At 66.2% G+C, this 26,114-nt stretch carries 17 protein-coding genes; 9 read left to right on the top strand and 8 right to left on the bottom strand.

From position 1 onward, the window contains the following. The first annotated feature begins 7 nt into the window (after positions 1-7). Complete coding sequence (locus tag LXM94_RS10405) at positions 8-1,156, top strand: isovaleryl-CoA dehydrogenase (protein ID WP_408015619.1); 1,149 nt, start codon at positions 8-10, stop codon at positions 1,154-1,156. 26 nt (positions 1,157-1,182) lie between these two features. Here the strand turns inward: LXM94_RS10405 and LXM94_RS10400 are convergent, their stop codons facing one another. Both LXM94_RS10400 and LXM94_RS10395 read right to left on the bottom strand, forming a co-directional pair. Continuing rightward, positions 1,183-1,548, bottom strand: a complete 366-nt coding sequence (locus tag LXM94_RS10400; RefSeq protein ID WP_235771173.1) for a type II toxin-antitoxin system HicB family antitoxin — start codon at positions 1,546-1,548, stop codon at positions 1,183-1,185. Further along, positions 1,545-1,808, bottom strand: a complete 264-nt coding sequence (locus LXM94_RS10395; protein WP_235771171.1) for a type II toxin-antitoxin system HicA family toxin — start codon at positions 1,806-1,808, stop codon at positions 1,545-1,547. Before LXM94_RS10395 ends, LXM94_RS10400 begins: the two co-directional genes overlap by 4 nt. Positions 1,809-1,862: 54 nt before the next feature. Between LXM94_RS10395 and LXM94_RS10390 the strand changes: the two genes are divergently transcribed. From LXM94_RS10390 to LXM94_RS10355, 8 genes are all read left to right on the top strand, one after another. Continuing rightward, entirely contained in the window at positions 1,863-3,470 is a 1,608-nt protein-coding gene (locus tag LXM94_RS10390) for a carboxyl transferase domain-containing protein (protein WP_235771169.1), read from the top strand. Between the two features lie 24 nt (positions 3,471-3,494). Further along, the gene (locus tag LXM94_RS10385) at positions 3,495-3,878 is read left to right on the top strand and encodes a RidA family protein (protein ID WP_235771167.1); all 384 of its coding nucleotides are present in this window, start codon (positions 3,495-3,497) and stop codon (positions 3,876-3,878) included. 18 nt (positions 3,879-3,896) lie between these two features. After that, positions 3,897-5,885 carry an acetyl-CoA carboxylase biotin carboxylase subunit gene (locus LXM94_RS10380; RefSeq protein ID WP_235771166.1) on the top strand — a complete coding sequence of 663 codons (1,989 nt, stop codon included), beginning with the start codon at positions 3,897-3,899 and terminating at the stop codon, positions 5,883-5,885. Next, positions 5,882-6,769 (top strand): hydroxymethylglutaryl-CoA lyase, encoded by an 888-nt coding sequence (locus tag LXM94_RS10375; RefSeq protein ID WP_235771164.1) that lies wholly within the window; start codon positions 5,882-5,884, stop codon positions 6,767-6,769. Before LXM94_RS10380 ends, LXM94_RS10375 begins: the two co-directional genes overlap by 4 nt. Continuing rightward, on the top strand, positions 6,766-7,560 hold the full coding sequence (locus LXM94_RS10370; RefSeq protein ID WP_235771163.1) for a crotonase/enoyl-CoA hydratase family protein: 795 nt from the start codon (positions 6,766-6,768) through the stop codon (positions 7,558-7,560). Before LXM94_RS10375 ends, LXM94_RS10370 begins: the two co-directional genes overlap by 4 nt. Before the next feature lie 198 nt (positions 7,561-7,758). Continuing rightward, positions 7,759-8,730 (top strand): glycosyltransferase family 2 protein, encoded by a 972-nt coding sequence (locus tag LXM94_RS10365; RefSeq protein WP_235771161.1) that lies wholly within the window; start codon positions 7,759-7,761, stop codon positions 8,728-8,730. Position 8,731: 1 nt separating this feature from the next. Beyond that, positions 8,732-10,246, top strand: a complete 1,515-nt coding sequence (locus tag LXM94_RS10360) for an alpha-2,8-polysialyltransferase family protein (RefSeq protein ID WP_235771160.1) — start codon at positions 8,732-8,734, stop codon at positions 10,244-10,246. 42 nt (positions 10,247-10,288) lie between these two features. Next, positions 10,289-11,848 carry a sialidase family protein gene (locus LXM94_RS10355; RefSeq protein ID WP_235771159.1) on the top strand — a complete coding sequence of 520 codons (1,560 nt, stop codon included), beginning with the start codon at positions 10,289-10,291 and terminating at the stop codon, positions 11,846-11,848. 65 nt (positions 11,849-11,913) lie between these two features. Here LXM94_RS10355 and LXM94_RS10350 read toward each other — a convergent pair whose 3' ends face one another. The 6 genes from LXM94_RS10350 to LXM94_RS10325 all read right to left on the bottom strand — a co-directional run. Further along, on the bottom strand, positions 11,914-13,140 hold the full coding sequence (locus LXM94_RS10350; protein ID WP_235771158.1) for a DUF6716 putative glycosyltransferase: 1,227 nt from the start codon (positions 13,138-13,140) through the stop codon (positions 11,914-11,916). A gap of 36 nt (positions 13,141-13,176) precedes the next feature. Further along, positions 13,177-13,545 carry a phosphomannose isomerase type II C-terminal cupin domain gene (locus LXM94_RS10345; protein ID WP_235771157.1) on the bottom strand — a complete coding sequence of 123 codons (369 nt, stop codon included), beginning with the start codon at positions 13,543-13,545 and terminating at the stop codon, positions 13,177-13,179. Positions 13,546-13,742: 197 nt separating this feature from the next. Continuing rightward, positions 13,743-15,782, bottom strand: a complete 2,040-nt coding sequence (gene pbpC / locus LXM94_RS10340; protein ID WP_408015618.1) for a penicillin-binding protein 1C — start codon at positions 15,780-15,782, stop codon at positions 13,743-13,745. A gap of 65 nt (positions 15,783-15,847) precedes the next feature. Next, on the bottom strand, positions 15,848-21,292 hold the full coding sequence (locus tag LXM94_RS10335; RefSeq protein WP_235771156.1) for an alpha-2-macroglobulin family protein: 5,445 nt from the start codon (positions 21,290-21,292) through the stop codon (positions 15,848-15,850). A 187-nt stretch (positions 21,293-21,479) separates the two neighbouring features. Continuing rightward, positions 21,480-23,459 carry a CHASE2 domain-containing protein gene (locus LXM94_RS10330; protein WP_235771155.1) on the bottom strand — a complete coding sequence of 660 codons (1,980 nt, stop codon included), beginning with the start codon at positions 23,457-23,459 and terminating at the stop codon, positions 21,480-21,482. Further along, positions 23,459-26,114, bottom strand: a 2,656-nt coding sequence (locus tag LXM94_RS10325) for a tetratricopeptide repeat protein (RefSeq protein ID WP_235771154.1), incomplete at its 5' end; no start/stop codon positions are given. The genes LXM94_RS10325 and LXM94_RS10330, both read right to left, overlap by 1 nt.

Genomic DNA, 26,114 nt, shown 5'->3' with positions numbered 1-26,114 from the left:
AGGCGGCATGAGTTTCGGGCTCGGCGAGGAGATCGAAGCGCTGCGCGAAAGTGTGAGCCGTTTCGCGGCGGAACGCATCGCACCGATTGCGACGGAGGTGGACCGCGAAAATGCCTTCCCGATGCATCTCTGGAAGGAATTCGGCGCGCTCGGCCTGCTCGGCATCACCGTGTCGGAGGACTATGGCGGCGCCGGCATGGGCTATGTCGCCCATTGCGTCGCGATGGAGGAAATCAGCCGCGCCTCCGCCTCGGTCGGCCTCTCCTACGGCGCTCACTCGAACCTCTGCGTCAACCAGATCATGCGCAACGGTTCGGCGGAGCAGCGCACAAAATACCTGCCGAAGCTGATCTCCGGCGACCATGTCGGCGCGCTCGCCATGTCCGAGCCGGGCGCGGGATCCGATGTCGTGTCGATGAAGCTCCGGGCCGAGAAGCGCGGCGGCCGCTATGTGCTGAACGGCAACAAGATGTGGATCACCAACGGGCCGGATGCCGACGTGCTCGTCGTCTACGCCAAGACCGATCCGACCGCCGGGCCGCGCGGCATCACGGCCTTTCTCGTCGAGAAGGGTTTTAAGGGCTTTTCCACGGCGCAGAAGCTCGACAAGCTCGGCATGCGCGGCTCCAACACCTGCGAACTGGTGTTTTCCGACTGTGAGGTGCCGGCCGAGAACGTGATGGGCGCGGAGGGACGCGGCGTCAACGTGCTGATGTCCGGCCTCGACTACGAGCGCGTCGTGCTCTCCGGCGGTCCGCTCGGCATCATGGCGGCCTGCCTTGACATCGTCGTGCCCTACCTGCACGAGCGCCGGCAATTCGACCGGCCGATCGGCGAGTTCCAGCTCATGCAGGGCAAGGTGGCGGACATGTATGTCGCCTTCAACTCGGCGCGCGCCTATGTCTATGCAGTCGCGGCTGCCTGCGACAGGGGTGAGACGACCCGCAAGGACGCCGCAGGCTGCATTCTCTATGCCGCGGAAAACGCGACGCGCCTCGCGCTCGAAGCGATCCAGGCGCTCGGCGGCAACGGCTACATCAACGACTATGCCACCGGCCGGCTGCTGCGCGACGCCAAGCTCTACGAGATCGGTGCGGGTACGTCCGAGATCCGGCGAATGCTGATCGGCCGGGAAATATTCGAGGAGAGCCGATGATGCGTGCTCGGCGGCGGTCCGGCTCTCTACCGGTTGACCTTCACGACCTGGCTGGCCGACTGGGCATCGCGGCTGGCAGCTTCGCTCAGCGTATCGGTGATCCACTGGTTCACCGATTTGGCCCGGTTGCCGGCGGCGCGGACGACCTGGCCGTGGAGTTCGGGCGCCATTCGCAACGAGATGTTGCCGGAGAAGGGTTTTTCCGGCGGTTTGCCGCGCTCCGCGCAGAAGGCGAGATAGTCGTCCACGCTGTCGCGGAACGCCTGAACCAGATCCTGCGCCGTTTCCGCCTCGAAGGTCACGATGTCGCCGATCCCGACGAGGCGGCCGTGAAAGACCATGTCGTCCTCATCGAATTCGACGGTTCCGGTATATCCCTTGTAGGGCCTCATGGCGTAATTCCCAGGCTCGTCAGGAAGTCCCTGACATTGCGGATGACGTATTTCTTCGCCTCCGGTTGCGGATGCGGGCGGTGGACGAAAAGCGTCGCATCGTTGACCGTGAAACGGACGCGCGAACCGCTGCCTTCACTGATTGCCGCGCCAAGCGTTTCCAGCAGGCTTTCGACATCACGCCACGCGATCGTCCCGCTGATCGGATCGGCAAAAATGGCTTCGAGCGGCTTGCGATGCTTGGTACGCACGGGCGCCATTCCGTCTTCATCGATGGCGAGATACCAAAATATGATATCATATGGATGCTGTCAATGAGTACCCTCAACTCTCAGCTCTCGACCGTCGGCGATGCCTTTGCAGCCAACCGGAAGGCGATGCTCGATGCCATCGATACTGTCGGGCAAGCCGTCGCGACCACGCTCGACGGGGGTGGGGCGAAGGCGCGCGAGCGGCATGTGGCGCGGGGCAAGCTTCTGCCGCGGGACCGGGTGGCGCAGCTCATCGATCCGGGTTCGCCCTTTCTGGAAATCGGCATCACTGCCGGGTACGGGCTCCATGATGGCGCGTCGCCCGGCGGCGGGCTGATCACCGGCATCGGACGGATCGCCGGGCGCGACTGCATGGTGGTCTGCAACGACGCGACCGTGAAGGGCGGCACTTATTATCCGATCACGGTCAAGAAGCATCTCCGCGCGCAGGAGATCGCCGAACAGAACCGGCTGCCGTGCTTCTATCTCGTCGATTCCGGCGGCGCCAACCTGCCGAACCAGGACGAGGTGTTCCCGGACCGCGACCATTTCGGCCGCATCTTCTACAACCAGGCGCAGATGTCGGCGAAGGGTATTCCGCAGATCGCGGTCGTGATGGGAAGCTGCACGGCGGGCGGCGCCTATGTGCCGGCAATGAGCGACGAGACGGTGATCGTCGAGAACCAGGGCACGATCTTCCTCGCCGGCCCGCCGCTGGTAAAGGCGGCGACGGGCGAGGTGGTCACAGCGGAAGATCTCGGCGGCGGCGACGTGCATACGCGGCTTTCCGGCGTCGCCGATCATCTCGCCCGCGACGACCACCATGCGCTGGCGCTGGCGCGCCGGATCGCCGGCAATCTCGGAATCGCACCGAAGGTCGGGGTCGAGCGGATCGCAAGCGAAGCGCCGCTTTACGATCCGGAGGAACTGCTCGGCATCGTGCCGGCCGACACGCGCGTTCCCTATGACGTGCGCGAGGTCATCATGCGCCTTGTCGACGGTTCGCGGTTCGACGAATTCAAGGCGCGCTTCGGGACGACGCTCGTCTGCGGCTTTGCTCATCTCCACGGCATCCCGGTCGGCATTCTCGCCAACAACGGCGTGCTCTTCTCGGAAGCGGCGCTGAAGGGGGCGCATTTCATCGAGCTCTGCTGCCAGCGCGGCATCCCGCTCGTCTTCCTGCAGAACATCACCGGCTTCATGGTGGGGCGGAAATACGAGGCGGAAGGGATCGCCAAGAACGGCGCCAAGCTGGTGACGGCGGTTGCGACCGCAAACGTGCCGAAGGTGACCATGCTGATCGGCGGCTCCTACGGTGCCGGCAATTACGGCATGTGCGGCCGGGCCTATTCGCCGCGATTCCTCTGGACCTGGCCGAACAGCCGCATTGCCGTGATGGGCGGCGAGCAGGCCGCGGGTGTGCTGGCGACGGTGAAGCGCGAGGGCATCGAGCGAAACGGCGGTTCGTGGTCGGCGGAGGAGGAATCGGAGTTCAAGCGCCCGACGATCGAGATGTTCGCCCGCCAGAGTCACCCGCTCTATGCTTCTGCGCGGCTCTGGGACGATGGCGTCGTCGATCCGCGCAAGGCGCGCGACGTACTCGGACTTTCACTCGCGACAACGCTGAACGCGCCGATTGAGCCGACGCGCTTCGGGATCTTCAGAATGTAGGCTAACCAACTGGGGAGGCAGACGATGAAACGGGAAAACATCAACGCAAAGAGTGCACCGGACCCGCATGGCGGCTATTCGCAGGCCGTGAAGCTGACGGGATACGAGACGCTGCTCCTGATCAGCGGGCAGATCCCGGTGACGTCGGACGACATGGTGCCGGAGGGCTTTGAGGCGCAGGCGCGTCAGGTCTGGCTGAACGTCGAGGCGCAGTTGAAGGCGGCCGGCATGTCGAAGGCCGATCTCGTCAAGGTGACGATGTATCTCGCCGACCGCAAACACGCGGCGGCGAACAGGGAGATTCGCAGCGAATATCTGAGCACAGTGGCGCCGGCGCTCACCGTGGTGATCGCCGGTATCTTCGACGACAAATGGTTGATCGAGGTCGAGGCGGTCGCTGCCAAATAGAGGCGGAACGGAAATCGCATGTTCAAGAAGATCCTGATCGCCAACCGGGGCGAGATCGCCTGCCGGGTCATCCGCACCGCCCGGCGGCTCGGCATCGCAACCGTGGCCGTCTATTCGGACGCGGACCGGCAGGCGCTGCACGTCGAGATGGCGGACGAGGCCTGGCGCGTTGGCCCTGCGGCGGCGAAGGCGAGCTATCTCCATATTCCGTCGATCATCGCTGCCTGCAAGGCAAGCGGCGCCGAAGCGGTGCATCCAGGCTATGGCTTCCTGTCGGAGAACCCGGATTTCGTCGAAGCGGTCGAAGCGGCCGGGCTCGTCTTCATCGGCCCCTCGGCGCCGGCGATCCGCGCCATGGGGCTGAAGGATGCGGCGAAGGCGCTGATGGAGAAGGCCGGCGTTCCGGTTGTACCCGGCTATCATGGCGAGGAACAGGATGCCGGTTGCCTCGCGGCCCGCGCGGCGGCGATCGGTTATCCGGTGCTCATCAAGGCGCGCGCCGGTGGCGGTGGCAAGGGCATGCGCCGGGTCGATGTGGCCGAAGATTTCGGTATGGCGCTCGCAAGCGCCCGGCGTGAAGCGGAGGCTGCCTTCGGCGACGGGCGCGTGCTGGTCGAAAAGTATATGGCGAAACCCCGACATATCGAGGTGCAGGTCTTCGGCGATGCCCATGGCAATGTCGTGCATCTCTTCGAGCGCGACTGCTCGGTACAACGCCGCCACCAGAAGGTGATCGAGGAGGCGCCGGCGCCGGGCATGACCGTCGGGATGCGCGAGGCGATGGGCCGGGCAGCGGTTCGCGCTGCCGAGGCGATCGGCTATCGCGGGGCGGGCACTGTCGAGTTCATCGCCGATGTCTCGGAGGGGCTTCGGCCGGATCGCTTCTTTTTCATGGAGATGAACACGCGGCTGCAGGTCGAGCATCCGGTCACCGAGGCAATCACGGGCCTCGACCTCGTCGAGTGGCAGTTGCGGGTTGCGGCCGGAGAGCCGCTCCCCAAGCAGCAGGAGGACCTGTCAATCGATGGCTGGGCCTTCGAGGCACGCATCTATGCAGAGAATCCGGCAAAGGGTTTCCTGCCGGCGACCGGCAAGCTCGCCCTGTTCGACCTGCCGGAGGATGTGGCGCGCGTCGATGCCGGTGTCCGCCAGGGCGACGATGTCACGCCCTTCTATGATCCGATGATCGCCAAGGTGATCGTCCATGGCGCCGATCGCAATATCGCGCTTGGCAGGCTGGAGGCGGCACTTCGGCGCTGCCGGATCGCCGGCGTCGCCAGCAACACTGCTTTTCTGACTCGGCTCTGCCGCGATCCGGACTTTTCGGCTGGCGACGTGGACACGGGCCTGATCGCCCGCGCTGGCGACGCTCTGGCAGGTAATCCGCTGCCTTCAGCCGAAACGGTCGCGCTTGCGGCAATCGCGGCCCTCGGCTTTTTCGGTTCGCCGATGTCGGATGATCCCTGGCTGTCACTCGCGGGCTTCCGCCTGTGGGGCGGAAACCGGCAGTCGGTCTTCCTGGAATATGAAGGCCGGGAGGCAGAGGTGGGCGTCTCTGTCGAGGGTAGCGGGCGCTATGCGGTCGAGGTGGAGGGCGAGCGCCTGTCGCTGACGATGCTCGATTGCGATGGAACGTCTCTCCGCGCCGATGTCGGCGGGCGCATCCTCGATGCGTCGGTCGTGCGCGATGGCGACACCCTTTCGGTGTCCGCAGGCGGATCATGCCATGTCTTCGTCCGGCCGGAGATGCCCGGCCATCACGGCGAGGCCGATACGGGCGGCGACACGATCCGGGCGCCGATGCCGGGGCTCGTCCGGCAGGTGTCGGTGGGAGCCGGCCAGACGGTTGCCCGGGGGCAGCCGCTTGTGACAATGGAGGCGATGAAGATGGAACTGGTGCTGGCCGCACCCCGAGACGGCGTCGTCGCCGAACTCGCGGTGGCGGTCGGTGCGCAGGTGAGCGAGGGCGCGCTGCTGCTGACGCTCGAAGGGAGCGCCGCGCCATGAGCGACGCCGTCGAAATCGTCGAGATGGCGGCGCGCGACGGGCTGCAGAACGAGAAGCGGCTGATCCCGACCGATCAGAAGATCGCGCTGATCGACCAACTCTCCGCCTGCGGCTATGCCCGCATCGAGGCGACGAGCTTCGTCAGCCCGAAATGGGTGCCGCAACTTGCCGACGGATCGGCGGTCATGGCTGGCATTGCCCGCCACGCCGGCGTGACCTATTCGGCCCTCGTCCCGAACATCACGGGCTATGAAGCCGCGAGGGCCGCCGCCGTCGACGAGATCGCGATCTTCATTTCCGCATCCGAGGGGTTTTCGCGCGCCAACCTGAACTGTTCCATCGCGGAGAGCCTGGAGCGTCTGGTGCCCGTCGCCGAGGCGGCGGCGGCAGACGGCGTTCCGATGCGCGGCTATGTCAGCTGTGTCGTCGTTTGCCCCTATGACGGACCTGTCGCGCCCGGCGAGGTTGCGCGGGTCACCGAGAGGCTGTTCCATCTCGGGTGCCATGAAGTCAGCCTCGGCGACACGGTCGGCCGGGCGCGGCCGAAGGAGACGGCGGCAATGCTGGACGCCGTGCGTGCCGTCGCCTTTCCGGAGAACCTTGCGGGCCATTTCCACGATACCGGCGGGCTGGCGCTCGACAACATCCGGATCAGCCTCGACAAGGGGCTGCGCATCTTCGACGCCTCCGTTGCCGGGCTCGGCGGCTGCCCCTATGCCCCCGGTGCCAAGGGCAATGTCGACACGCTCTCGGTCGTCGCTATGCTCGAGGGCATGGGGTTCAGGACCGGGCTCGACGTACCGGCGCTGGAGGAGGCCGCGGCCTTCGCCCGCGCGCTCGTCGGCGGAGGCGTGGCAACGAACGCTTTGGGGAGGAATTCGTGATGCATTTCGAGACGATTTCGCTTTCCGTGGACCGGCGCGGCGTGGCGTCCCTGACGCTGCGGCGCCACGCCCAGCACAATGCGCTCTCGGCGCTGATGATCCGCGAACTGGCCGCGGTCGCGGGTTTGATCGCCGAGGATGCGGACATCCGGGTGGTGGTGCTGACGGGCGAGGGCGAGAGCTTCTGCGCCGGCGGCGATCTCAACTGGATGAAGGAGCAAATGGCGGCGAGCCGCGAGCAGCGCATGGCAGAGGCGCGCAAGCTCGCGCTGATGCTGAAGGCGCTGCGTGACCTGCCGAAGCCCCTGGTCGCGCGGGTCAACGGCCAGGCCTATGGCGGCGGCGTCGGCCTGATCAGCGTCTGCGATGCGGCGGTCGGGGTCACCGACGCGCGTTTCGGTCTGACGGAGACGAGGCTCGGCCTCATACCGGCAACGATAAGCCCCTATGTGATTGCCCGGATCGGCGCTTCGGCCGCGCTTCGGCTGTTCACCTCCGCCCGGTTTTTCGATGCGGCCGAGGCGCAGCGCATCGGTCTTCTGAACGGGGTGGTCCCGCTTGCGACGCTGGACGACGCGACAGAGGCGGAGTTGAGGCCCTATTTGGCCGCGGCACCGGCCGCCGTTGCCGCGGCCAAGGCGCTCGTCCACGGCCTGTCGGCACCGATCGACGATGCGACGATCGAGATGACGCTGACGCGGCTTGCGGATACGTGGGAGACGCCGGAGGCGGAGGAGGGGATCGCGGCATTCCTTGAAAAGCGGAAGGCGCGTTGGCACGAGACCGGCTGACGATCGACGGATCGAAGGCAGCACGGGGGACCGGAAGCCGTTGCCGGCAGCGGCCATCATTTCGTGCCGACACATATTCGGCCGAAAGTGGCCGTAACGAACGCCCATTCGTCTTGAAAAGGCGGTCCACACTTTTTATACGAAGACACTGATGAACGGGCGTCGCCCTTCCGCACGTCCTCGAGAAGAAAATCTTTCATGCCCTTTTCCGTCATCGTGCCCTGCTTCAACGTCGAAACCGTCGTTCCGGAGACCATCGCGTCCCTTAAGCTGCAGAATGTCGAGGATGCGGAATATATCCTCATCGACGATGCATCGACCGACGGCACCCTCGACATCGTCACCCGGCTGACGGCCGGCGACAGCCGGTTCCGGGTGCTGCAGAACGAGAAGAACATAGGCCTCGGGGCGACCCGCAACCGGGGGTTCGCCGAGAGCAGGGGCGACTACATCGCCTATCTCGATTCGGACGATTATGTCGGCGAGGGCTACTATTCCGCGCTCATTCAGCAAGCGAAGGAATTCGAGGCGCCTTTCGTGCGCTCGGGGCACATCGAGTTCAACGGTCCTTTGCGCAAGCTCGGAAAACCGCCGGAATCGGTCTGCAACATCCCGATCAGCGCCCTGATCAGTGGCTTCGTACCTGTCGACAAGACAGCCATGGTCGACTATCCCTTTGCCTGGGCGGGCGTTTTCGACGCGAAGTTCCTGCGCGACCGCAAGATCGGCTATGCCGATCACCTGCATACGGCCGAGGACCGGCTGACGGTCATTCGCATGCATGCGGAAGCGGATTTCTATGTCTGCTCCTCGGTCAACAACATCTACTATCGGCGCGAGCCGCGCCCGACGCTGCGCTCCGTCGGCGACATGCGGCAACTCGACATCTTCGGCGCCATCCGGGACTGCGTGCGCTATGCTCATGACGCCCGCCTGCCGGACAACTGCGTGCGCAAGATCTACATCATGGCCGTGTCGCTGGTCGACTTCCACCTCCGCAACCGCCAGCGGTTGGAACGCGCAGTCAACAGGAGACTGGACACGCTGACCGGCGAAATCTGGACCGATTTCGACCCCGGCTTGCTTGCCGACGTCGTTGAGCGCAACGTGCGATTCCTGCGGCATCTCCGACTGCGCCGCTATCTCCCGAAGTCCGCCAGGAAGTTCTGATATGCTTTATGTCTATGTCGCTTCCACGCGGATGAATCTGAGGGTTTGCACCGAGTTCGCGCGTGGCGAGCCGCGGGCGCGCAAGGTGCTCTTTTATGTCGACACGGGGTCTGCGCCGGAGCTTCGTGCGTCCGAGACGAAGGCCTACCTGGAGCGGACCTATTCGGGCAGCTTCGACGAGATCGTCTATTTCAACGATCTCTGCCAGCCGTACCATCCGGCTTCGGAGCCGGCCTATACCCGGCAGATCGTTTCGGCGATATTCCTGAAGCTCGGCTTCTCGTCCGCCGTGCGGGTCTATCTGACGTCGCTGCAGGCCTATCCGGCGCTCGGCATTGCCGGCATGTTTCCCGGAGCGGAACTTCACTATTACGGCGACGGCCTGATGAGCTTCAGTCCGCCGCGGGCAACGTTCACCGACGACATCATCCACCGGCTGACCGACGCCTATCATCTCGATTTCATCGCTGAGCCGTCGATGTATTTCGGCCTCGACGTGGGCGCGCGGACGCATCGCATCGACTGCGCCGGTCTCTTCCCGGCTGCGAAGGCCGCGATGGGACAGGGGCATGCGCCTGCAACGGCACTGCTGGTCGGACAGTGCTTCGAGCATTCCGGCATGATGTCGCAGGCGGACGAGATCAAGCTCTGGCTGTCGGCCTTCCCCGCGGACTTCCAATGGCCGGCTTTCATCGAACGGGTGGCCTTCAAGCCGCATCCCCGCATGAAGTATTTCTCCTCGCAGAGTATTCTGGCCGGACTGCGCAAGCGTTTTCCGGCTCTCGCCGTCGAGGAGCTTCAGGGGAGCGACGAGGTGGAAGACCTTGCCGGACCCGAAAACGTCGTGCTGGCGGTCGGCATTTTCTCGACCTCGCTGTTCTTCCTCAAGGACGTGCTCGGCGTCCCGGTGCTGCAGTTCGGCTGCCGCGACGTCTACCGCAGGCTGGCCCCTTTCGAGAATTCCAACCGCATTCCGCTCTTCCTCGCCGAGCACCTGATCCCGGACATGAATGCGAGCGAGAGCCGCGCGCTGCTGGCGTCCACGTCGGCGGCCGAGTTGCAGGCCGCCTATCGCAAGATCGCGGCCCGTCACGTCTACGACGATATGGTGAAGGCAGGCCATTTCCTCCTCGGTTTCGCGATGCAGCCGGCGAAATTCAAGAGCAAGGTCTCTCTAGCAAACGGGCTGGCTGCTCCCGCCAGCGACGAGACGCTGGCGCTGCTGTTCGGCAGCCATTCGTCGAGCCTCGACAACATTCGGGGCACCGGCTTCCGCGGTCGCGCGACGAAACTCTATCTCGCCGGGGCGACCGACGAGGATCTGCTTGGCGCCCGGCCGCAAGCGGGCCTCGCCCTGCGACTGCTCCTGTCGGGAAGGGGCACACAGGCGTGGCGGATGACCGGACGGCTTGCACAGGATATTTGGCGCGGCGTCCGTCGACAGACGAGTCCGACTGCGCTACGCAACGGGATGACGGCGCTCGGCCGCTTCGGCAAGCCGCGCGGCAAGAAATAGACCAGCCGGCCACTTCGGTCCGCATCTGACAAGGAGATTGCGATGCGTGTAGTCGCTCTTGCGTTGGCGTTGGTGTCTGCTTTCCTGGTTTCCGCGGTCTGGGCCGCCGACGATGCCCCCATCGTCTTCAAGCGGAACAAGGAGTTCTGTTATCGCATACCGAGCCTTGCGATGGTCGGTGACAGCTATGTGGCCGTGGCGCAGCGTCGTCGCGGTATCTTCGACGAGCGGCCGTGTGCCGATGACGGCAATATCGACCTCGTCGCCCGGATCGCCGGGCCCGGCCAGCGCTGGTCCAAAGAAGTGGTTATCGTCGACGCCGACCGGCTCGGCTGGGAGATGAGCGACAAGGCATCGCCGATCTATGATCCGGATTTCGCCGTGGTTGCCCCGGAGCGGCGCCTGGTGCGCGCCGGCGCGCAGAGTCTCGTCGCGGTCGGCCGTCGGCTCGTGCTCATGTTCACGGTGCGCTACAATCTCGAAAACGCCTGCGACGGCAAGAAAATCTGCGAGAATTCCGCACGCAACCGCTTTCGTGGCGATGCGAAGGACCGGTTCTTCATAACGTCCAGTGATGATGGCGGACGGCACTGGGCTCCGCCTCGGCGCATCCATTCGCAACTCCTCAACGCCTGCGCGGATCGGCTCGTTCGCAACCCTGCCGTGCGCAAGGCGATTTCGCCACTGCTTGCGGACGATCGCAGGATGGCACCGGCCGCGAGCGAGGCGCTGCAATTCATCCGTCAAAACACGCGCGGGCCGAAGGCGCTTGCGGCCAATCTGCTGCAGCTCGCCGACCTGATCGGGGTGGCCGGTGACGCGCTGAAGGCGGAACAGAGTGCGCTCAAGACCCTCTTCGATGCGGATGTTCGTGTCGGACCGGGCAATGCGGTGGCCTTTCCGCACAAGGACTCGGCCAGGATCGTGTTCCCGTCGATCCCGTTCGGCGTCTACAGCGACGACGGCGGCAAGACGTTTGGTTGCGGCGACACGGGTGCTATCCGCCTCGGCAGCGAACGCCAGATCGCCTGGATGGGCGGTGACACGCTGCTCATGACGCTCCGCCATCGTGACGACGATGCGAAGGAGCGGCTCTTCTCGATCAGCCGCGACGGCGGCCTGACCTGGACGGCGGATGCCCCGATCGCGGACGCGCCGATCCCGGATGCCGCCGCTCAGGGGTCGATCGTCGGCATCTGGGACGCGAACCCGCCCTATGCCGTCCATTTCAACCTGGTGAACGTCGATCAGGGACCGATCCGGCAGCGCAAGAAGGGCACGGATGTCGATCTGCGCAGCAATCTCTCGTCCGTGAAGCTCTTCCTCGAGAACGGGCAGCCGGAGCCGGGTACGCGGCGGGGCTGCGCTCTGGGGACCGCCAGGGCCGCGATCGCGTTCGAACCGGTCTGGCCTGGAAGTTCGGGTTATTCCGCGCCCGTCTACGACGAACCGCGGCGCGAGATCGGGATCCTGTTCGAGGCGGGCGACAACAAGGGGCCGGATCTGGCCTTCCGCGCCTACCAGGAAAGCATCCGCTTCCGGCTGCTGCCGCTTTCAGGCGTGCGCGGCCAGATGCCGGGCAGCGGCGCCTGCAGCCAGTAGCGGGAGGAGAACCGCGGTCTGTCTTGCGAAGACGGGGCCGGCCGCAGCGGGTTTGATCAGGCCAATCAGCCGCGTAGGAAGGGAATGCGGCGGAGCACCTTCAGCAGGCTTCCCTTCAGGTCCGTGTCCCTTTCGTGCGAGCGTTCGGTCACCGCCTCTTCGCCGTGACGGGAGGCAAGGAATGCGCGCATGTCGCCGGACATCTCGGCTTGCGATTCGGCCTGTCCGGTCAGGGCCTGTCGCTGCCGGCTTGCCGCGACGGCCTCCGAAACGAGCCGGCCGATATTATCCTGCGGTGCGCAATAGCAATGCGCGAGCCATGCTGCATCGGGCTGTGGCGGCGTGTCGAAGTCCATGTCGGAAAATGAGCGTATGAGACCTGATCCGAAGAAATACTGCAGGCCGTAGTCGTCCCGCGCGCCGAAGTCGCTGACGATCGTTGTTGGGACGCCTGCATGGATTGCCTCGATGGCGACCGTCGAGGAAATCGTCAGGCAGAAACCGGCGCGCGCCAGCAGGCTTGTGCTGTTTTCCTGGGTGATTTCGAGATTGCCGGGCCAACCCTCGGCAGCGGCCTCGTCGCGCAGAAGCCCCTCGAGATGCCAGCGCGTGACGTGCAGGGAGGTCTCGTTGCGCGACATGCGGGGTTTTATGAGGACGTGGCGCGTCGGATTGTTTCTGGCGAGCCGCAGCAGGGCGTGGGCGAGATATTCCCGCTCTGCCCGCGATTTCGGAATGCCGGCCTGCTCGAAGAAGACGACGGGACCGGTCGCCGCCGCCTTTGCGTCCCGCTTCACGGGCGAAAGCAGTGAGGGCAGGCCCAGCAGATGCGCCGCCGCGTGGTCGCCGCCCATGCTGTCGGCCATGGCCCGATATCGCTCCACGTCGCGCCGACAGTTGAGCCAGAGCCGGTCGCAGCCGGCGCGCGCCGCGAAGCTGTCATGGGCGTGCCGGAGGACGAGGCCCGGAAACGCCGAGACGATCAGCGGTCTTGCAGCCGAGCCGCGCGGAAGTGCGTCCAGCAGGCGGCGTGTCGACCGGTTTTCGAGGATGCCGAGCACGATGTCATAACGGGCGAGCCGGCCCGACTCGACCAGCTCCGCGATGGTCGTCCAGCGCGGCACGTCACCGAAGCCCAGGGTCTTCACCTGCGCGTCGGTGATCTGCTTTGCAACACGGGCGCGCACCAGCGCATAATCGACGGTGCAACCTGCCGCCGCAAACTGGTCGCCCAGCAGTCTGGCCACGTTCAGGAAGGAATCATAGGCCGCCAGGGCAAGAACGCGGGTCATCGATGGCCGGGCTTCATTGGGGTTCGCTCCGCCTTCTCAGGCGCGGTTGTAGTCGTCACTCAGCCGTACGATGTCATTTTCGTCGAGGAGTTCGCCGTATTGGACTTCGATGAAGACCAGCGGCACGCTGCCCTCGCAGGCCACCCGGTGCTGTGCCCGCAGCGGGATGTCCACGCTTTTGCCGAGCGACAGCGGGTGTTTGACCCCGTCGATCTCCGCGACGCCTTCTCCGGCGACTGCCGTCCAGCGCTCCGCGCGATGATGGTGATACTGCAGCGACAGGCGTGCGCCGGGCTTCACCTCGATGCGCTTGACGACGTGGTTGGATCCGATGTCCAGGACTTTCCAGGTTCCCCAGGGCCGTTCGTCGCTGTCGCCGACGTTGTAGAGACTGCCTTGTGCCATGACTGCTTCTTTCTGCATTCGTGTGTTGTGCCGGCCCGATCCAAGGCGCCACCTCCCGTTAATAGCGCCTCGTGCCGGAAATGAAAGAACTTGTTTGGACCGCAATGGTTGCGGAACGCGCTTCGCGCCGTCGTGCGAAGGGCGTGCAAGGAACCGGCCGCATCCCGGAATGGAACGGCATCCGAAAAGCGCGCGGCTCATTCCACGAAAATGCGGACGCTTGCCGCCCGTCCCGCTGCGTCAATGACGGTAAGGGTCGAATAGCCGGCACCTTCCGGCGTCCATTGCGCCTGGCGGCGACGCGAGGCGTCCGGCAGGAGCCTGCCGTTCGCGAGCCAGCGGAAAGGCGCCCGACCGCCCTGCAGCTTCAGCGAAAGCGGCATGATGTCGCCGCCGCCCGTCGCACCGAGTTCGACATGCGCGCCCTCCGGCGGATAGACGATCTCGGGGGCCGGTTCGCGGGCGGATGCCGTGACGAGGCCGTTGGCGTTTGTTGCGAATCGGCGCAGGCCGATCGGCAGTTCCGACTGGGCGATCCTCACCGCCCCTGCGGGGGCTCGGGGCAGCGCGGTGATCGCGACCCCGGATCTGGCGAAGGCCTCGAACAGGATCGGCGCGGCCGAGTCGTAGCCGGTCAGTCCGGGAACCGCGCCATTGTCGGCGCGCCCCACCCAGACGCCGAGCACGTGACGTCCATCGTATCCGACCGACCAGGCGTCCCGGTAGCCGTAGCTGGTGCCCGTCTTGTAGGCCAGCCCGAGGCGGCGGCTCGATTTCGGCGGCAGGACGGCGGAGAGAATGTCGGTCACGGTCCACACTGCGGCGCGGTCCAGGAGGGGATCGGCGACGAGCACGTCGGGGTCGCGGTCCACCCCGTTGCCGAGGCGCACCATCCGTCCCTCGTTGGCAAGGGCCGCATAGAGCTGGACAAGGTCGCGCAGGGTAATGCCGACGCCGCCGAGGCCGATGGCCAGGCCCGGTGCCTCGCCGGCCGGCAGCACGGGCCGCACCTCGGCGCGGCGCAAGCGAACCATCAGGCGCGTCGGGCCGACCGCATCGAGGAGACGCACGGCCGGCACGTTCAGCGAGAGCTGCAGCGCATGGCGGACGGTGACGTCGCCCTGGTAGCTCATGTCGAAATTGCGCGGGCGATAGCCGAAGAAGTCGGCGGGCCGGTCCTCAACAATGGTCTCCTGTGCGACCAGGCCTTCCTCGAAGGCGAGGCCGTAGATGAAGGGCTTGAGCGCCGAGCCGGGCGACCGGTTGATCCGCGTCATGTCGATGAAGCCGGAGCGGCTTGCGTCGAAATAGCCCGCGGAACCGACCTCAGCCACGACCGCGCCGGTGCGGGCATCGGCCATCACCATGGCGACGGAGAGTTTCGGGCCGAGCTTTTCGGCCGCCGCGCGGGCGACGGCCTCCAGCCGCTCCTGGACAGGAGCGCTGAGCGTCGTGCGATGGGCCGTTGCATCCGGCTTGGTCCGACGGGCGAGTTCCGCCACATGCGCGGCGAGCGCGGGTAGCTGCAGCCGGCGCGACGGCACGGCCTCTGCCGTGGCGCGTTCGGCCTCGCCTTCGCCGATCACGGCGGCCACCGCAAGGCGCGACAGCACGCGCTCGCGGGCGGCCTCCGCCGCCGCGCGGTGCCGGTCCGGCCGGCGGCGTTCCGGCAGTTGCGGCAGCGCCACGAGCAGCGCCGCTTCCGCGACCGACAGGCGCTTCGGTTCCTTGCCGAAATAGGCGAGGCTCGCCGCCCGCACACCTTCCAGGTTGCCGCCATAGGGCGCATGCGTCAGGTAGAGATCCAGGATCTCCGCCTTGCTCAGGCGTCGTTCGATCTGGATGGCGCGCGCCATCTGGCGGAGCTTTGCAAGCAGCGACCTGCTTTCGCGCGGCTCGATGAGGCGCGCGACCTGCATCGAGAGCGTTGATGCGCCGGAGACGATGCGGCCGTTGCCGAGAAATTGCAGGGTCGCCCGCCCCAGTGCCAGTGGATCGATGCCGCCATGCGCGTTGAAGCGCTGGTCCTCGTAGGCGATCAGCATGCGGAGATAACGCGGATCGACGCCGGCCGCGGTGGTCTTCAGCCGCCAGAGGCCCTCCGGCGTTGCGAAGGCGCGCAGGAGCCGGCCGTCGCGATCGAGCACTTCACGCGAAACCTGCTGTGCGGCGTCGATCGGCGGGGGGAATGCCGTGTCCGCCCATTCGAGGCCGGCGACGGCGCCGGCCTCGATCACCGCGGTCGCCGTGACGGCGAGAACGAGCTTGCGCAACGAGGGCCGCCGCACGCGCCGCCTCCCCGTCACTCGGCCGTGACCTGCATGCGCCCGGCGGCGGTACGCGCCGAGAACTGCGGGCGATACATGTCCTCGACGGACGCGGCAGGATGGTCGTACTGGCCCGGCGTCACGGCGCGCACGACATAGGCGAGCGTGATGTCGCGGTTGTCGCCCTGCATCCGGTCGAAGGCCGCGACGAAACGGTCGCTGCGGAACTCCGTATGCGCTGCCTGCACCTCGCCGATCCATTCGAAGTTCGCGAGCTGCGCACTGTCGACGAGGCTCGGATTGTCGATCTCCAGGCCGGCCGGCAGCAGGTCGTTGATCAGGACGCGCGACGGCCAGTCATTGTTCTCGCGCACCGTGATGACCGCGACATAGCGCTCGTTCTGCACCGCGTCGGAAATGTTGGCGGGCTCGCCGTCCAGCGTGTAGTAGCTGCGCTGGATGGTGAAGCCGTCGCCGCCGGCGGGTAGCGGATCGATCGGGGCGGCGACCGTCGTCAGCGTCGCCGAGATCGGTTCGCCGGACCGGTTGGCGACGGTCAGCGGCTGGCGCAGGACGTCGTCGCCCGAGAGCCGCACTGCGTAGCCGCCGTCGCGTGCCTCGCCGTTCACCTCGAGCTTCAGGCCCTGGTCCTGGCCCGCCACGGCGCGGGCAGCGAGCAGCATCCAAGTCTGCTCCTGGGTGCTGGTATAGGGCTTGCGCTGCCATTCCCCGGCGACCACGCGCGTCAGCTCCGGGATGATGGAGGGAACGGGCCGGCTTTCGGCCGCCAGCGCCAGCACCGCCGCGCTGTCGCGCAGGCTGGAGCCGTAGTCGGAGCGCGACAGGCTGACATTCGAGACGAGCGACGACAGGCCGAGTGCCTCGCGGAAGATCCGCTCCGCCCGCTGGCCGTCGCCATAGAGGCCGAGTGCCCCGGCAAGGTGGGCCCTGGCGAGCGGCGTGCGGAAGTCCGAAAGCTTCGTGTCCGCATAGTAGCGCAGGTCGCTGATCGCCGCCTTGCGGTTGCGGGCGAGCACGTAGAGGGCATAGGCGAGCTCGTTGCCGCGATCACCGACATTGCTGTCGTAGGACAGCGCGTTCTGCAGGTTGTCGAGCGCCTGCACCATCGCCTGTTCCGGCACGTGGAATTTCTGCTCGCGCGCCCGGGTCAGGAAGTCGGTGACGTAGGAGTCGAGCCAGAGGTCGCCATAGCCCGGGCTCCACAGGCCGAAGCTGCCGGACGAGGACTGGTAGGCGAGAACGCGGTGGATCGCGTCCTGCACCCGCTTCTGGGTGGCGGTATCCTCCGGCAGGCCCGACTGTTTCGACAGCTCGCTCAGATAGAGAAGCGGCAGCGCCCGGCTCGTCGTCTGCTCGGCGCAGCCATACGGATAGCGGTCGAGCGACATCAGGAGGGCGGGAATGTCGAAGGCGGCGGAACGCGAGACGTTGAGCGAGATGGAGGCACTCGGCATCATGCTGCCGACGAAGAGCTGGTCGTCGACGGTGAGGCTGCCGTTTGCAGCGATCTCCAATGTGCGCCGCGTGGTGATCGGCATGGTCGCGGGGCGGACGGGGATCGACAGGGATTGCTCCCAGCGTTTGCCGCCCGGTGACGCGAGCGCCACTGTCACGACGCCGTCGCCGGGCTCGCCGCCGATGAGGGGCAGTGTGAGGTCGGTCTTGCCGCCTGCAGCGAGCGTCACCGTTCGGTCCGCGGCCGTCTGCTCGACCATGACGGCCGCGTTGTGGGTGATTTCCAGCGTGTAGTCGCCGGCCGGTGCATCGGTGTTGGCGATGTCGAGCCGCAGGTCGGACCGGTCGCCGGGAGCGAGGAACTTCGGCATGCTGGCGGTCACGACGACCGGATCGCGGATGATGACGTCCTTCGACGCATGGCCGACGCCGGCTTTCGACCAGGCGACCGCCATGACGCGGGCCGTGCCGTTGAACTGCGGGATGGCGAAGCTGACCTTCGCCTTGCCCTCGGCGTCGAGCGTCACGACACCGGAGAAGAAGGCGACGAGCTTCTGCGTCGGCGGATCGCCCTGCAGCGCCACCTGGCCGCCATCGCCGCCCGTGCGCAGCCGTCCGGTCGCACCGAGCGAACCGTCGATCAACCTGCCGTAGAGGTCGCGGATCTCGATGCCGAGCCGGCGCTGGCCGAAATACCAGCCATCCGGATCCGGCGCCTCGTAGCGCGTCAGGTTGAGGATGCCGACATCGACGGCCGCGACCGTGACATAGGCCTCTTCGCCGACACCCGCGCCGTTGACCGCGACGGAAATATCGAGCGGCTGGCGCGGCAGCGTCTTCTCGGGTGCGTCGAGAGCGATGTCCAGCTTGCGTTCGGCGGGATCGACCTTCAGCCAGGTGATGCCGATCGCCCGCATCGGCATGCGGCTTTCCTGCTGATCGCCGGGCCGGAACAGCGTCGCGGTGACATAGGAACCGGCACCCCACGCCTCGGTGACGGGGATTTCCACCTCGCCGCCGGTCGCGCCGATGCTGGCGGACTGCACGGAAACGAGGCTCTCTGCGCCGGCCATGATCAGGAGCTCGCCGGCAAAGCGCGGCGAGATCTTGAGCTTGGCCGTTTCGCCCACCGTGTAGCTCTGCTTGTCGAGGGCGATCTCCAGGGCGTCTGGCGTTTCCGTCGAGGAGGCGGCCACGTACCAGCCGGCGTCGAACTCGACGCTCGTCGCGGGGCCGTCGACCTCGGGGCTCTCCACTTCGAGGCGATAACGGCCCCAGGAGACCGGCACTGTAATTTCCGCACCATTCTCCGTGACATCGACCGTGCCGACGGAAACCTGGGTTGTCGACAGCACCGGCTCGTAGCGCCAGCTCGATCCGTCGCGATACCATTGATAGTTCCGCTCGACGCGCACCAGCTTCCAGGGCAGGCCGTTCATCGTCAGGCGGCTGCCGTCCGGGTCGACCAGGATGACATGGAAGCGGCCGAGTGCGTTTTCGGCGAGGTCGCCGGAGAACTGCGGCTTGATGCCGATCATCGGCCCTTCGGCCCTGACGGGCAGCGTCAGCGACCGTTCGATCGCGCGGCCGCCGGCCTCGCTCATGCGCACGGTCACCTTCGCGTCGATCATCTGCGTCGTGGACGGCAATTCGCCGACCGCGACCTCGACCACGGCCTTGCCTTCGTCATCGAGCGGCTCCAGTGCGTCGAGCGTCGTCTGCACACCCTCCGTCGCCTCCTCGTCCGCGAGACCGAAGACATAGCCGGGCAGGCTTTCGCGGCTGCGGGCCGGCTTCAGTGTGACCTCGCCCTCGAGGTCGAGTCCGGCTGCGGGCGCGCCATAGAGGTAGCGGCCGTCGATGTCGATCGCGACCGGCGTTTCGCCGACGATCTCCCTGGCCTCGCTCGTCATGTCGAACTCGGTGCGATCCGGCACGAAATCGTCGACGAGGAACTGCTTGTCGGCGATCGCGCTGCCCTTCGGGTCGGCATAGACCTGCATCGTCCAGGTGCCGCGCATCGCGTTGTCCTGCAGCGCGAGATCGACCGTGTGGCCGCCGAGGCCCGCACCCCGGCTGACGACGCGGCGGTCCTCGACGCCGTCCGGCCGGGTGAAGACGAAGGTGAGCGGCAGGCCGGCAAGCGCTTCCGCCTCGATGTCGCGGGCAAGGGCTGCGGCATGCACCGTCTCGCCGACGCGGTAGACGCCGCGCTCGGTCCAGGCGAAGACGTCGATCTCGCCGGGCGCCGCGCGGCCGGTAACGCCGCGGTCGGAGAGGTCGAAGCCGGCACGCGTCATGTCGAGGAAGACATAGTCGGAGGCGCCGCTCTTTGCCGTCATCACCGCCGGTGCGAGGGCGGCGGAGCCGCGCATCAGGCCTGCTGTGAAGGTCACGCGTCCGTCGACGTCCGTCGTGGCGGTGCCGAGGATCTCGTTGTTCCTGGCCAGAAGCTGCAGTTCGACGCCGGCCATCGGCCTGGCCGAAGAGAGCGCACGGGCAAAGACGTGAAGACCGTCCGTGCCGGCATAGGTGGTGAGTCCGATATCGGAGACCACGAACCACTGGGTGGCGCGCGATTCCCAGTATTGCCCCGGCTTGTCGGAGGCAGCGGCGGTCAGTACGTAGACGCCGGGCTTGCGCTGCGGCAGGGCCTCGTCGACCGGGAAGCTCGTGACCACGTCCTTGTTGAGGTCGTTGGCGATCTCGATCTTGCCCTCCCAGACCACCTCGCCGATCTCGTCCTCGATGCGCGAGGCGCTGTAGCCGTCAAGCTGTGTCAGGAACTGGGAGTTTGCGAGCACGCCCGCGATGCTGCGGTCGCCGACGCGGTAGAGCTTGAGGTCGGCGGTCGCGGTATTGACCGTGACGAGCGGGATGCCGCGCCGCGCCGTGCTCGGGAGCACGAAGCTTTCGCCGGTGAAGCGCACCGTCGGGCTGCGGTCCTGCACGTAGACCTCGAGCTCGACCGGCGCCTCGAGATTCTCGTCGACCGACGACGGCAGGCCGGGGCGCAGGCCGATGCGGTAGCGCTCGCCATGCGTCAGGCCCTCGACGCAGATCTGGCTGTCCTTCGCCTCGACGGCTTTGGGCGCGGTGCCGTTGAGCGTCACGAAGCTTGCATAGTCGGCGCCGAATTTGATGAGCGGCTCGGAGAATTCCACGCAGGCGCGCGGCGTCGCGCTGTCGGCGTCGATCGTGTGGTTGACGACGCGGAAGCCCTGGCGGACCTTGAGTGCCAGATAGGCGGTCCGCACGCCCGGATTTTCCATGAGGGCAAGGCTTGCCTTGTAGGCATTGAGGCCGGCGCGGTAGTTCTGCGCCTTGTCGAGCGCGTCGGCGAGAACGGCAAGCGCCTCGGCGCGGCTCGATGTGGTGCGGGAGAGCTCGTAGGCATTCAGTGCCGCGAGCACGCCCTGACCGGCCAGATAGCTGTTGCTGATCGCCCGGCCGGCCGCCTGCGCCATCTCGATCCAGAGGTAGCGGTCGTCGGATGCCAGCGAGAGCGCGCCGCGATAGGCATTGACCGCCTCCTGGATGCGGCCGGATGCCGTTTCGATCCGGCCGAGTGCGGCGAGGCTCTCCGCGCCCTGGCCGATCTGGTCGGGAGCGAGCGCAAGGCCGTTCTTGAGGTCGCGTGCCTCCTGTTCGGCCGTTTCCGTGATGAAGTCGAGCGAGGGCGGTGCGCCGATGTCCGGTTCGCCGTCGGTACGGACGACGCGGCCGGCCACCGCGCCGGGGAAGGGGTTCATCTGGTTGAAGTCGGATTTCAGGAAGCACCACTTCGCCTTCGGATTGTAGGTGAAGGCGCGGCAGGAGAGATCGTCGACGCAGCTCGTCTTGCACTGGTCGAGCGTCACATCCTGCACGGTACGCAGGTCGAAGCCGAAATAATCGCTGTTCTCGCTGGTGACGATCGTGCGTTCGGGACCGGCGGCCGTGCCGGGCGGCGTGAAGGCGAGGAAGGCGGAGATAAGGGCCGAGAATCCGATGAACGCGCGCATAGACGAATGTCCTCCCAACGCTGCCAGTCTCGATGCCGCTCACTCTTCCGTTCGGGGGAACGTCTGTCAACCGACGGAGGAACGGACGCAGGGCTGCGTCCGCGCTGAGCAAGCGAGGATGTTCCTCTCAAGGACGGTTGAGGGTGCGTGCTTCAATGCCGTCCACGCGAAAAAAATGCCGCGGGGTTCAGGCGCCGCCCTCGGATCCAGCGGTCCGCAGCATGTCATAGTAGGCAGCAAGCGGCGGAAGTGCCGCGGCGAGACGCTCGAAGCGGGGGTCGTCGCAGGAAAGCTGATCCCGATAACGATCTGCCACCAGTGCGTCATGAAGCGCATGGGCCTGAGGATCGGCGGCGCGAAGCACGGTGAAGACGGGCGCTGCCGACAGGCGACCCTTGACGGTGATGCGGTCGAGCTCGAAGACCGCCAGGTCGCCGCGCACGCGTCGCGCGGTCTCCTCGCCGATCAGCAGCGGCACGCCGTAGGTCTTCGAGACGCCCTCGAGCCGGGAGGCGAGATTGACCGAATCGCCGAGCACCGAATAGTCGAAGCGGTGGATCGAGCCCATGTTGCCGACGACGCAGTCGCCGGTATTGATGCCGATGCCGATGCGCAGCCGGTGATGGGCAAGCCCCTTCGCCGCCGCCTCGCGCTTCAGCTCGCCGTTCAGTCGCTCCATCGCCTCCAGCATGTCGAGTGCCGCCTGCACGGCATGGAGCGCGTGCCGTTCGTCGTCGAGCGGCGCATTCCAGAAGGCCATGAGGCAGTCGCCGATATATTTGTCGATGGTGCCGCCATGGCTCATGACGATGTCGGAAAGCGGTGTGAGCAGCCGGTTGATGAGCGTCGTGAGCTGCTCCGGGTCGTCCTTCATCGTCTCGGCGATCGTCGTGAAGCCCCGCACGTCGCAAAAGAGGATGGTAAGTGTGCGCCGCTCGCCGCCGAGGCGGAGCTGGGCCGGATCGCGCGCCAGCCGCTCGACGAGCGCAGGCGAGAGATATTGCGAGAAGGCACGGGTGATCGCCCGGCGGCCGCGCCGCTCGTCCGCATAGTCGAGCGCCGCCTGGCCGATCGCCACAGAGACGAAGGCGAGCGTCGGGCCGAGCGGCGACAGGAAGATGCCGAGGTGACGGATCGCGAGGTAGCTCGCCGCCGCGAAGACCAGAACGGCGCCGGCCGCGACCGCAGCGGTGTGCCAGCGCGTCGAACGCCAGACCGTGACGGCGGCGAGGAGCGCGGCGACGGCGATGGCGAGCATGACGGCGACAGGGCCGGCGCGTGCAACGGCGCTGCCGCGGGTGAGATTGTCGAAGATCGTCGCCTGGATCTCGGCACCCGAGACGAGCCGACCGGTGTGGACCGTATAGGGTGTCGCAAAGGCGTCGGCACCTCCCTGGTCGATGACCGGGGCGTTCTGCAGGCTGAGCCCGACGACGACGACGCGGTCCCGGAAGAAGCCGGGCGGCAGGAAGTTCTCCGGATCGAGCGCCTGGTAGTAGGACACCGTCGGATAGCTGCGCGCCGGCCCGTAGGCCTGGAGCAGCCAGCCGCTGCCGGTGCCCGTGACCGCCCGACCTACGATGCGCGCAAGTTCGGCGGCAAAGCCGTCCGGATAGGACGGAACGTCGCGAAAGATGCCGTCGCCGTCGAGCGCGATGGAGGCGATGCCCGACTTCGCGCCCGTGGCGGTGAGCGCGAGAAGCGGCATGGTGCGCACTTGCTGTTCGGCCTGCGGCGTGACGATGAGGCTCTCGTCGGCCGCGAGCACGACGTCCGGGCCGAGGGCCGTGGCGAGAGCCTCGTCCTGGGCCGGATCGGAGGGCTCGGCGAAGATGATGTCGACGCCGATCGCCCGGGCACCGGCGGTTCTCAGCGCGGTTATGAGGCGGGCATGCAGATCCCGCGGCCAGGGCCATTGCCGGTTGATCTCGGCGAGCGACGGCTCGTCGATCGCGACGATGACCGGGCCGCCGTCGGGCGGCAGCGGATCGTCGACGGTGGAGAGATAGTCGAAGCTCCTGAGCTCGAGCAGCGACCAGGCGGGAAGCGTCGCAAGCAGCGACAGGACGGCGACGGTGGCGGCCACGAGCAGGAGCAGCCTGCGCAGCCGCCGTCCGGGGCTGGCGCTTTGCGCGAAGGCCGCCGCGCCGCCTCGTTTGGCGGGCATCAGAAGCGGACCTTGAGCGTGCCCTTGAAGCTTCGTCCCCAGCCGGGCACCCCGGCCGCGACTTCGAAATCCTCGTCGAGCAGGTTGAAGGCCGCGAATTCAAAGACGAGATGCTTGTCGAGCGGTTCCCAGCTCACATTGGCGTCGAGCGTCCAGTAGTCGTCGAGCATTTCGCGCTCGACAAAACCGTTTGCATGGACCGCGGACAGGCTGCCGGCCCTTTGCCCGACATAGTTCGCCGCAAGTGTCGCCTTGATGTTGGCTTCGTTGACCCAGGTAAGCGCGACGCGCCCCGCCCAGTCCGGAACCAGGGGCAAGCTCTTGCCGTTGTCGACCTGGTTGCGGCCTTCGTTCTCGGAATCGGTATAGGCCAGCGTGCCGGCAAGGCCGAAGCCGGAGCCGAGATGGACGTTTGCCGTCGCGGCGATCCGGTCGATGCGCCCTTCACCGATCGTGATGGAATCGGAGAAATAGGGGACGGGCCAGAGCGTCGGATAAGACGACGCAATCCCGTGAAGATCCTGGTGCTGGTAGTCGAGGGCGGTGAAGAGCCTGCTGTTCCACTCCGCGTCCCAGCGCGCCATGAAAGTATCGGCATAACCCTCCGCGTTGAGCTCGGTCTGGATGGGTTGCAGTCCGAGCAAGCCGATAGGCGAAAGCGTGTGGATCTCCCAGTCCTGGCCCTGGCGCATGAAGCCGGTGCGCAGCCATTGTCCGCCGACGGGTTCGAAGGCTAGGCCGATGCGCGGCTCGAGCCGCTGCACGTCTACGCCCTCGCCGTCCTGGTAGCTGCCGAACAGGGCATATTCCGCCTTCAGATCGGGGCGGATTTCGTGGAGGACGTCGACATAGGCACGGCCGTAGTCGATCTGAACGGAGCTGGTGAAAGGCGACAGGCCCGTGCTCGTCTGGTCGATCTCGATCTGGCCGGCCTCGAAGCCGTATCGCCAGGTGAGCGGCCCCGTTGCAACCGTGTGGTTGAGCGCGCCGATCCTGCTCACGAGATCGACCGAGTAGGCCTCGACGCCTCCGTTGTCATTCGTAAGGATGTCGCTTTCGCTGTCCGCGAAGAAGAAGGCGGCGTTCAGGACATTCTTGTAGCCGAACGTGTGGCTCCCGCCGATGCCGGCCAGATCCGTGACCGATTCCTCGCTGTGCCGGTCGAATGTCGGGACAAGAGGCAGGAATCGGCGGATCGAAAGATCGTCCGTCGAACGAATGCCATAGGCAAAGACGCGATTGTAGGGGGTGGGCGTAGCGGTGATGTATCCCACCCCGCTCAGTATCTCGTTGTCGCCTTCGAAGACACCTGCGCGGGCAGCATCGCCGCTCAGCGGTTGCCGGGACCAGTCGACATTGAAATAGGTGCTGATCGGGAAGGGCGCATGCGAATAGCTCTGGATTTCGGCCGATCCCCCTTCGCCATGACCGTGGTTATAGGTCGTGAAACCGCCGCCGAGTGTCGCCTCGATGAAGGGGCGCTGGAGCAGATAGGGCGTCAGTGCGGGGCTCGAGATCATATGCGGGTCGTAGAGCAGGCCCTGTAGAAGCGACGATGTCGTCCCCGCATGCTGCGCGTTTTCGACGACGCTGTCGCCAGGCAGAAAATTGTTCGCGACCAGGTCGAGCGCGCCGTGCACCGTCTGGTCTATATATCCGCTCGCCGTGAAGGGATCGAAGACCAGGTCGCCGTAATATTGCCCCCAGGCGTCGAGGCTCTGCAGGCGGAAGGCATCGTTGAGCGTCGAACCTGCGTCCTGGTTGGCGCTGAGCCCGCGATAGTCTCCCCCGCGCAGGCGCGAACGGCGCATGAATTCCTGGGCATTGGCGATTGCGCCGTCGGAATCGTAGCGGTCGATGGCGATCGATGCGCGATAGGAGGCCGTCACGGGATCATTGGGATCGAGACGATCCGCATTGTCGACTGCCTGGTCGGCACCCAGCCGGTCGCCTTTCTCGTCGTAGGCCGCGGCGAGCAGCAATTGGCCTTGCGCATAGGCCGGATTCGTCGTGGTGCCGGCAAGGAGATCCTCCGCCGCCTGCTCGAGGTCGCCCATCTGAAGATGGTAGCGACCGCGGGCAATGAGTGCGATGTCGAAGGCCGGGTCGACGGCAAAGGCGATGTCGATCTCGCGCTTCGCTTCGACCATGCGTCCCTGGTCGAGATAGAGGATAGCGAGATTGGCGTGGGAAAGGGCGCCTTCAGGGTCGAGCTCGATCGCCTTCTTGAGCGCCTTTTCCGCGCCCCGAATATCCTCCCGCTCGATATACAGAAGACCGAGGTCGTTCCAGGTAACCGTCGAGCCCGGCGTAACCTCGAGCGCTGCGAGCAGGTCTGTCATAGCGCCGGTGAGGTCGCTTTCGATCTCTCCCCGATAGCGTGCCCGCGCGTGCAGGGCGATCGGATTCTTCGGATCGAGCGAGAGGGCGCGATCCGTCGCCTCGCGTGTCTGGTCGCGATCGTTCAGCAGAAAGGCGAACTGTGCGCGATAGGCGGGAAGGGCGGCATTGTCCGGATAGCGCTTTTCCGCTTCCTTCAGGACGTCGATCGCCGCACGGATATTTTGCAGAAATCCCGCGGCATAGGCCTTGGCAAATTCACCGTGCGGTCCCGAAACGCCGGACGGCACAGTCTCTACGTGCTCGGGATCTGCA

The organism is Rhizobium alarense, from assembly GCF_021555155.1.
Taxonomy (GTDB): domain Bacteria; phylum Pseudomonadota; class Alphaproteobacteria; order Rhizobiales; family Rhizobiaceae; genus Rhizobium_D; species Rhizobium_D alarense.
The sequence above is the reverse complement of the archived record's forward strand: the minus strand, read 5'-3'. Positions and strand labels throughout refer to the sequence as shown.

Bases quoted from the DNA above. Each gene is read 5' to 3' on its own strand.
- LXM94_RS10345 (WP_235771157.1), bottom strand. From the start codon at position 13,545: ATGGCACAAGGCAGTCTCTACAACGTCGGCGACAGCGACGAACGGCCC.
- LXM94_RS10355 (WP_235771159.1), top strand. From the start codon at position 10,289: ATGCGTGTAGTCGCTCTTGCGTTGGCGTTGGTGTCTGCTTTCCTGGTT.
- LXM94_RS10405 (WP_408015619.1), top strand. From the start codon at position 8: ATGAGTTTCGGGCTCGGCGAGGAGATCGAAGCGCTGCGCGAAAGTGTG.
- LXM94_RS10380 (WP_235771166.1), top strand. From the start codon at position 3,897: ATGTTCAAGAAGATCCTGATCGCCAACCGGGGCGAGATCGCCTGCCGG.
- LXM94_RS10335 (WP_235771156.1), bottom strand. From the start codon at position 21,292: ATGCGCGCGTTCATCGGATTCTCGGCCCTTATCTCCGCCTTCCTCGCC.
- LXM94_RS10395 (WP_235771171.1), bottom strand. From the start codon at position 1,808: ATGGCGCCCGTGCGTACCAAGCATCGCAAGCCGCTCGAAGCCATTTTT.
- LXM94_RS10350 (WP_235771158.1), bottom strand. From the start codon at position 13,140: ATGACCCGCGTTCTTGCCCTGGCGGCCTATGATTCCTTCCTGAACGTG.
- LXM94_RS10360 (WP_235771160.1), top strand. From the start codon at position 8,732: ATGCTTTATGTCTATGTCGCTTCCACGCGGATGAATCTGAGGGTTTGC.
- LXM94_RS10400 (WP_235771173.1), bottom strand. From the start codon at position 1,548: ATGAGGCCCTACAAGGGATATACCGGAACCGTCGAATTCGATGAGGAC.
- LXM94_RS10385 (WP_235771167.1), top strand. From the start codon at position 3,495: ATGAAACGGGAAAACATCAACGCAAAGAGTGCACCGGACCCGCATGGC.
- LXM94_RS10330 (WP_235771155.1), bottom strand. From the start codon at position 23,459: ATGCCCGCCAAACGAGGCGGCGCGGCGGCCTTCGCGCAAAGCGCCAGC.
- LXM94_RS10375 (WP_235771164.1), top strand. From the start codon at position 5,882: ATGAGCGACGCCGTCGAAATCGTCGAGATGGCGGCGCGCGACGGGCTG.
- LXM94_RS10390 (WP_235771169.1), top strand. From the start codon at position 1,863: ATGAGTACCCTCAACTCTCAGCTCTCGACCGTCGGCGATGCCTTTGCA.
- LXM94_RS10365 (WP_235771161.1), top strand. From the start codon at position 7,759: ATGCCCTTTTCCGTCATCGTGCCCTGCTTCAACGTCGAAACCGTCGTT.